The following is a 7,124-nucleotide window of genomic DNA, read 5'->3' as shown; positions in this document are numbered from 1 at the left end:
CCCCACCAACTACCGCCTCAGAATGCTGCTGATCGGCGGAGGCCTACGCACCTAACCCACGCTCAAGTCCGAAGGGCCCCTTTGGTTCATGAGGATAATGGCTATTGAAAGCGCCTGTGAAATGGGAGATAACTACAGCAAGCGCAGCTATCCCGCGAAGCCCATCTAGTTCTGCGAACCTTGGGTGGCGTCTCGCTATATTGTCCGTTCGTTCGTTTCGCAGAACCACGTGACGATGCTCCCTCCCCAATGAGTCATCAGGGCCACTACTTCCCACCGACACTCCTTTGAAAGCACGTAGCAGAACTACGCGACGTGTTCACCCGAGTTCGCCAGACATGTGCTACACACTCCACGCACAAGGGACTATGAATCATCGGGCACCTAATCTCGCCAAGCGGCAGGATCGCTTTTTTATCGTGTGGCTGGACATGCGACAGCACGCCCCGAATATGCGCTCCTCGTGCAGCGTCTACCTTACTTCACACAGATCCTAGTGGAATAACCGGCCGGCGCACGAGACGACAAAGATTTATGGAAGGTAACCGCAGCCACACGATCGACGGACCCGAGTAAAGCGCAGCCAACCCCGGTTTAGGCTGACATCACCGGTTCCCTCGCGATTATGCGCGCATCGAGGACCGCGCCGATGAGCGCGGCGGCAAGGGCGGGCAGCACCCACGCCATCTGGAAGGCGCCGCCCGGCACGCCCGCGAGCACCTCGCGCAGCGGCGCAAAGGCCACGATGCCCGTCGTCGCGAGAGCCTCGGGCAGCGCGACTCCGGCCGCGACCCACGCCGCGAATCGGTAGGTCCAGCGCAGCTGGCGGGGGCGAACAATCGCGAGGGCGGCCTCGATCAGCGCGACGGCGATAATGCAGATCGCGACGGGGTAAATGAGCTGGTTGATCGGCGCGACGACGGCGAGGATCGCGTCCAGCCCGAGGTTTGCCAGGGCGAAGGCGACGACGGCGTGCACGGCGAGGACGACGCGGTAGCGCGCGCCGGGGATGAGGCGCGCGAAGTACTGGCCGGCGGCGCCGAACAGGCCGACGGCCGTCGTGAGGCACGCGAGGATCGCGATCGCCCCGAACAGGGCGACGCCCGGCCGCCCGAAGAGCGTCTCGGCGGCGAAGGCGAGCGCCTGGGCGCCATTGTCCACTCCCGCGTCCGCGACGCGATTGCCGAGCAGCGCGAGCCCGACGTAGACGGCCGCGAGCCCGATGCCCGTGATCGCGCCGACGATCGCCATGGCCGGCAGTAGGCGTCGCCGCCCGGTAAAGCCGCGATCGCGCAGCTGGGCGATGATGACGACGCCGAAGACGAAGGAGGCGAGCGCGTCCATCGTGAAATAGCCCTGAAGCAGGCCGGCGGGCAGCGGGTGGGTGGCGTACTCGCCGCCCGGGGCGCCGCCCGTCGCCGACAGCCGCCACGCCGCCGCCGTAATGAGGATGACGAGCAGGGCCAGCAGGGCGGGGGTGAGCCAACCACCGACGTGGTCGATGAGCCGGCGCGGGTTCATCGTCAGCGCGATGGCGATCGCGACAAAGACGGCCGCATACAGCGCGAGCGGCAGCGGCCCGGTCGCGGCAGGCCCGGCGAGGAAGGGCCGCACGGACATCTCATAGCTGATGGTGATAACTCGCGGGATGGCGTAGAGCATGCCCGTCGACAGGAAAATGACGAGCGTGAACACGAGACCCGGCACGGCGCCGATGCGGCTCGCGATGCCGCCGGACTCCCCGGGCCGTTCCGTCGCAACGGCGAGCATCCCAAGGATGGGCAGCGCGACGCCGGTAAGGAGGAATCCGGCGAGCACGGCGGGGCGGGCGCCTGCCGATTCGGCGCCAATCATGACCGGGAAGATGAGGTTGCCCGCACCGAAGTACATGGCAAAAAGGGCGAGGCCCGTCACGAGGTAGGTGCGGGAAACGGAGCGAGTCACGTCGAGCCAGCCTAGGCGCGAGGCGCTCGCCGGGCGCCTACCCTTTCACGATCCAAGATCGGTGCTGCCTGCCTCACGCAGCGCTGCCGCGAGCTCGCCCATGAGCGGGGCGAGCGCGGAGGTTTCCCGCCAGATCAGGCTGATGTCGCGGTAGGGGGCGGGCGCGGCAAATTCGCGTAGCTCGAGGGTGTCGACGGCGGCGACGGGCGGGGTGACAGCCAGGCGCGGCATGAGCGTGACGCCCGCTCCCGCGGCGACCATGTAGCGCAGCGATTCGAGCGAGGTCGCGCGGAAGTTCGCCTGCCGGGCGCCGACGGACTGGCACAGGCCCAGGGCGTGATCGCGCAGGCAGTGCCCGTCGTCGAGCAGCAGGACGTCGACGTCGCGCAGTGCCGATAGCCGCAGCGGCTCGAGCTCCCCTTCGACAAGCGCGTGCCCGCGGGGAGCTGCGAGCAGGAACTCCTCGCGGAAGAGGTGCTCGGCGGCGAGCCCGTCGGCCGCCGGCGGCTCGGCGAGCGTGACGGCGTCGATCTCACCAGCGAGCAGCTGAGCTAGCAGCGCCTCGGACTTATCCTCGACGAGGCGCACCTTGAGCTCGGGCAGGCGCTCGGCCAGGTGCGGCATGAGGCGCGGCAGCAGGTATGGCCCGAGGGTGGGGAACATGCCGAGGGTGAGCGTGGCGCTCGCGGGATCGGCCGCCTGCTGCGCGAGCATGCGGATCTCGGCGAGGTCGCTCATGACGTGCCGGGCGCGCGCGAGCACCTGGCGCCCCGCCTCGGTGAACAGCAGCCCGGCGGGCGTGCGCTCCACGAGCGGGACGCCGAGCTCGGTTTCGAGCTTTTTGATCTGAGTCGACAGCGTCGGCTGGGACACCCCGGCGCGCACGGCGGCGCGCGAAAAATTGCCTTCCTCGGCTAGCGCGACGAGGTATTCCAGATCCCGCAGCTTCATCGAAACTCCCGTGCTCGATGCGCCCGCTAGGAGCGGATGAGGTGATCGAAGGCCGCGAGCGCCGCCGTCGAGCCGGCGCCGTAGGCGATGACGATCTGCTTGTAGGGCACCGTCGTGCAGTCACCCGCCGCGAAGACGCCGGGCACGTTGGTGTGCCCGCGCTCGTCGATGACGATCTCGCCGCGATCGGACAGCGTCACGGTGTCGGTGAGCCACGCGGTGTTGGGCATGAGCCCGATCTGCACGAAGACGCCGTCGACGTCCAGGCCCCGGATCTCGCCCGAGGCGCGATCCTCATAGCTCAGGCCCGTGACCTTATCGCCGTCGCCGCGAACCTCGGTGGTGCGCGCGCCGGTGATGACGGTGGTGTTGGGCAGCGAGTGGAGTTTGTCGATGAGCACCTGGTCGGCCTTCAGCTCGTCCATGAACTCGAGCACGGTGACGTGCGCAGTCACGCCCGCGAGGTCGATCGCCGCTTCGATGCCGGAGTTGCCGCCACCGACGACGGCGATGCGCTTGCCCTTGAACAGCGGGCCGTCGCAGTGCGGGCAGAAGGAGACGCCCTTGTTGCGGTATTCGTTCTCGCCGGGCACGCCCATGAGGCGCCAGGACGCGCCCGTCGCAAGGATGATCGCCTTGGCGCGCAGGCGCCCGCCCGACGTCGTGGAGATCTCGTGCAGCTCGCCGGGCGCGCCCGCCGGGATGAGCGCATCGGCCAGCTGCGGGGTGTAAACGTCGACGCCGTACTGGTCGACGTGCGCCTTGAGGTCTTCGGCCAGGCGCGGGCCTTCGGTGTAGGTGACCGAGACGTGGTTTTCGATCGACATCGTGTCGAGCACCTGGCCGCCGCGCCGGTCCGTGACCATGCCGGTGCGGATGCCCTTGCGCGCGGCGTAGATCGCGGCGGCCGAGGCGGCCGGCCCGCCCCCGACGATGAGGACGTCATAGGGCTCGGCCTCGCTCATCTCGGCGGCAGCGCGCGCCTCGGCGCCCGTATCGAGCAGCGCGATGAAATCATCGACGCCCGCACGGCCCGAGGAGATGAGCTCATCGCCCTCGTAGGTGGCGGGCACGGCCATGACGCCCTTCGCGTCGATCTCGTCCTGGAAGGTGCCGCCCTCGACCGTCGTGTGCCGGATCTTCGGGTTGAGCACGCTGATCGCATTGAGCGCCTGGACGACGTCGGGGCAGTTCGTGCACGTGAGCGACATGTAGGTGACGAATTCGCGCGGCTGCGTGATCGCCTGAATCGCGGCCACCTGCTTGTCATCGAGCTTCGGCGGATGCCCGCCGACCTGCAGTAGCGCGAGCACGAGCGAGGTGAATTCGTGGCCGAGCGGCAGGCCCGCAAAGCGCACACCGATGTCGGTGCCGACGCGGCGGATGAGGAAACTTGGGGTGCGCGGATCGGCAAGCTCGCCGACGCTGACCTTGTCCGACAGCGCCGCGATCTCGGTGAGCAGTTCGCGCGTTTGGGCGGATTTAGGGGAGTCATCGAGGCTCGCGAGGAGCTCGATCGGCTGCGAGACGTTGGTGAGCAGCTGCTTAAGTTGGGCGGTCAGAGCGTCGTTGAGGACGGGCACGAGAAATCCTTTGTGCTATCAGGACGAAAAGTTCAGGCGGCTGGGGCTCGGCGCCGCGGGCGGAAGCGCGCGGGCAGCACGGCGGTGGGCCCCCGATGCTTCGAGGGCCCACACCATGAGCTGGTTAGATCTTGCCGACGAGATCCAGCGAGGGGGCGAGGGTCTCTTCGCCCTCTTCCCACTTGGCCGGGCAGACCTCACCGGGGTGCGCGGCGACGTACTGCGCGGCCTTGACCTTGCGCATGAGCTCGGAGGCGTTGCGCCCGATGCCCTCGGCGGTGACCTCCATGAACTGGATGACGCCGTCCGGGTCGATGAGGAAGGTCGCGCGGTCGGCCAGGCCCGCGCCCTCGCGCATGTTCTGGAAGTTGTTGGTGACGACGCCGTTCGGGTCGCCGATCATGTAGAACTTGATCTTGCCGATCGTCTCGGAGGTTTCGTGCCAGGCCTTGTGCGTGAAGTGCGTGTCGGTCGAGACGGAGAAGACCTCGACGCCGAGGCGCTGCAGCTCCTCGTAATGGTCCGCGATATCGCCCAGCTCCGTCGGGCAGACGAAGGTGAAGTCGGCCGGGTAGAAGAAGAAGATGCCCCACTTACCAAGGACGTCTGCCTCCGTGATGTCGACAAACTCGCCTTCCTTAAATGCGGTCGCGCTGAAGGGCTTGATTTTGGTGTTCATGAGGTTCATGTGTGCTCCTAAAAAGCTCAGATTCCGCCGGTTTTTTTCCGGCGTCGACAACACTTTCACTATAGCCGCCAACTACGGCCGATCTCCACTTCCATAGGCCCGATCAATGGTGAGTTGACCCACAGTGTCGACAAAACCGTGAGTGCTCTGGCTAGTTGTCGTGCCCGATGCTGCCCGAGCGCCGACGCACGAGGATGATTGCCGCCGCGCCGCCGAGGATGAGCAGGGCTGCGACTCCGAGCAGGCCGAGCAGCTGGCCGCCCGTCACCGGTAGCCCGGGTGCGGGGCGGGGATCGCCCGAGGGCGCACCCTCGCCAGGGCTCGTCGGTGCAGCCGTAGGAGCGGCGCTGCTCGGCGCGGGCGTCGGCGAAGCCGACGGCGCGGGGGTGGTGGGCTCGCCCGTCGGCGTCGGGCTCGGGGTGGGCGTGGGCGTCGGCTCGCTGCCGGGGGTCTCGGGTAGGACGTCGATCGTGCCATGCCGCGTGATGTAGTCGGCGAAAGCGTCCGCGTCGATCGTTGCCTGGTCCTTGATGAGCGCGTCGTCCTTGAACGCGACGACTCCGTCGCCGCCGCGCTTGACGTACTGCGTGAGCGCGAGCGTGTAGCTCGCCGCGGGATCGAGCGGGCGTCCCGCCTCGTCGCGAAGGTTGCTCACGCGCTCGCCGGCAGGCTTGTCGAGGTCGACGTCGTAGAAGAGTCCGGCGGTGCGCGGGAAGCCGCGATTGCCATTCGGATCGGATTCGATCGCCTGCTCCAGCGCGTCCTTCATATGGGCGCCCGTCGTCGTGATGCTGATGAGGCCGTTGCCAAAGGGCAGCACCGACAGGACGCTGCGTTTGGTGAGCCTGCCGGCCGGCAGTTCGGCGCGGATTCCGCCGCCATTTTGCCACCCGAAGTCGGTCCCTGCGTATTCGCAGTAGGCCTGGGCGACGATCCGGCCGAGCTCGGGGCGCGACAGGTCCTGCGCGGCGGCCCCGACTTCTTCACTGAGCTTCGCATCCATCTCGGCGGCGTAACGTACCTGCACTTCGCTCCACGCCGGATCGGCGGCGACGTTTTCGCTCACGGGCAGGATCGTCGGCACGACGCTGACCGCGCCCGCCTCATCGAGGCTCGCGCGGAATCGCACGACGGTGCCGTAGTCCGCGGCCGGCGAGACGACCGGCCGCTCGCCGCTGGCATACTCGATTCGCACCGGGGAGCTCCCGCTTGCCTCCTCGGTCATCGCGGCGTCGATTGCGGGCACCGCGTTGAGAACGTCGCGCGCCTCATCGTTCGCGATCTGGGTGAGCGCGATGATGACCTCAGCGCCACCGGCCTGAAGTTCGGCGGCCGCACTGCGAGCGGAGGCGACGAAATCTCCCTGGTCGACCTCGTCGCCGACGATCGTCGTGTCCATATCGCCCGAGAGCGACAGGAATCCGACCTTCACCCCGCCGCGCTCGATGATGGCAGTGCGGCCATCAGGGCTGACGGGCTGGGAGTCGACGGTCAGGTTCGAGCTAATCCACGTGAACTGCGCGAGGCCCATGAGGTGGCGGGTGTGTTCGAGCCCGAAATCGAAATCGTGCTGGCCGAACCCGGCGACGTCGACGCCGAGTTCATTGAACGCCTTGACAAAGGGTTCGCCGCGGTAGACCGCGCCGAATAGCGTTCCGCCGACCTGATCGCCGCCGAAGGCCGTGATCGCATGGGGGTCCTCGGCGCGGGCCGCGGCAAGGACGGTGGCGAGCCGCGCGATGCCGCCGTACTCGTGGCCGTCCTTCCACGTTTGCGGTTCGAACTCGTGGGCGTCCTGAAAACCAAGGACGTCGATGGAGCGCGCCGGCGCGGCTCCCGCGGGCACCGCGAGCGCCGCGAGGGCAACAACGAAGGCGATGACCGCCGCAAGGACTAACCGAATTCCGCGCACAAGAGCCATGCCGCGATCATAGGGCCGCCGCGTTGCGCGGCCGTTG

5 protein-coding genes are annotated in these 7,124 nt (G+C 67.7%); all 5 read right to left on the bottom strand.

Annotation, left to right across the window (positions count from 1 at the left end):
• Positions 1–594: 594 nt before the first annotated feature.
• The 5 genes from brnQ to BSZ39_RS03630 all read right to left on the bottom strand — a co-directional run bounded on the left by brnQ (position 595) and on the right by BSZ39_RS03630 (position 7,087).
• Positions 595–1,944, bottom strand: a complete 1,350-nt coding sequence (gene brnQ / locus BSZ39_RS03650) for a branched-chain amino acid transport system II carrier protein (protein WP_073716035.1) — start codon at positions 1,942–1,944, stop codon at positions 595–597.
• A 45-nt stretch (positions 1,945–1,989) separates the two neighbouring features.
• Complete coding sequence (locus BSZ39_RS03645; RefSeq protein ID WP_073716034.1) at positions 1,990–2,895, bottom strand: LysR substrate-binding domain-containing protein; 906 nt, start codon at positions 2,893–2,895, stop codon at positions 1,990–1,992.
• Positions 2,896–2,921: 26 nt separating this feature from the next.
• Positions 2,922–4,478 (bottom strand): alkyl hydroperoxide reductase subunit F, encoded by a 1,557-nt coding sequence (ahpF, locus tag BSZ39_RS03640; protein WP_073716033.1) that lies wholly within the window; start codon positions 4,476–4,478, stop codon positions 2,922–2,924.
• A 124-nt stretch (positions 4,479–4,602) separates the two neighbouring features.
• Entirely contained in the window at positions 4,603–5,166 is a 564-nt protein-coding gene (ahpC, locus tag BSZ39_RS03635) for an alkyl hydroperoxide reductase subunit C (protein ID WP_073716032.1), read from the bottom strand.
• A 151-nt stretch (positions 5,167–5,317) separates the two neighbouring features.
• Positions 5,318–7,087 carry a bifunctional metallophosphatase/5'-nucleotidase gene (locus BSZ39_RS03630; RefSeq protein ID WP_073716031.1) on the bottom strand — a complete coding sequence of 590 codons (1,770 nt, stop codon included), beginning with the start codon at positions 7,085–7,087 and terminating at the stop codon, positions 5,318–5,320.
• Positions 7,088–7,124: the final 37 nt, after the last annotated feature.

The organism is Bowdeniella nasicola (genome assembly GCF_001907295.1).
Classification (GTDB): Bacteria; Actinomycetota; Actinomycetes; order Actinomycetales; family Actinomycetaceae; genus Bowdeniella; species Bowdeniella nasicola.
Note: the sequence above shows the minus strand (reverse complement) of the source record. Positions and strands in the feature narration are given on the sequence as shown.